The sequence below is a fragment of the Protofrankia sp. CiP1_Cm_nod2 genome (assembly GCF_920664355.1).
GTDB lineage: Bacteria > Actinomycetota > Actinomycetes > Frankiales > Frankiaceae > Protofrankia.
In genome coordinates this window covers 1,264-2,029 of the sequence record NZ_CAKKTL010000034.1, presented here as the reverse complement: position 1 = coordinate 2,029, position 766 = coordinate 1,264, and the positions used below count along the sequence as shown (strand labels likewise).

Genomic DNA, 766 nt, shown 5'->3' with positions numbered 1-766 from the left:
TCCACATGCCGTGGAAGTTCGGTCGGCGGCATTCGACGGACACGGCCGACGGACACGGCCACCGTCTCGGCCGGATCCCCGCCCCGGGCAGGTTTTCCGCTGGCAGATCCCACCAGCGGACACGCGATTTCAGGGCCCGTTCTTTCGTCGAGTTCGACAGCGTCCAAAATATTACGGGCAATATGGCCCGCCGGGTCCAAAACATCGCGGGCAACATGGCCCGCCGGCGACAGCGGGGTGCCGTCGACATTCCACAGAATCGCCGGTGGCCCCACCGGCGTCGCCGCTGTGCGCGTCCGCCGGACATCAGGATCCGATGGTCCTTCCTTTCCGCCGACCGCACACCACGGGCTGGGTGGGCGAACCGCGCGATGTGCGCATCGTCCAGGACGCGTATGTCGGACACGTCGCACGTTTGTGCGCCTGTCCAAAGTGCTGGCCTGGCCGGATGCGTCATCGCCGCGAACGCGGGGTTCCATGAGTCCTGACAGCCGGGGCGGTGAGGCTCGCGGCGAGTCTCACCGCCCTCGCCATCATGTGGGCGCTTGGCGCCCTCCTCGATCGCCTGAGGATCCGCGGACCAGAAGTTAAGATCGTCTGCCGTGAATGGATCTGTGATCCACGTCACTTGAGTGGGGTGGCGCCTTGGGCGGTGCGAAGCCCTGCTGATCGGATCGCGAGACAAGCGAAGATCATCGATCTTCGATGGTCGGACGGGGTGGGGCTGGCGGCCAAAGTGTCACCGTTAAGATGATCACTTAAGGTC

At 65.0% G+C, this 766-nt stretch carries 1 protein-coding gene; it reads right to left on the bottom strand.

Translation table 11 applies throughout. From position 1 onward, the window contains the following. Positions 1 to 275, bottom strand: a 275-nt coding sequence (locus tag NBW84_RS05840) for a hypothetical protein (protein WP_250282410.1), incomplete at its 3' end; no start/stop codon positions are given. Positions 276 to 766 lie beyond the last annotated feature (491 nt).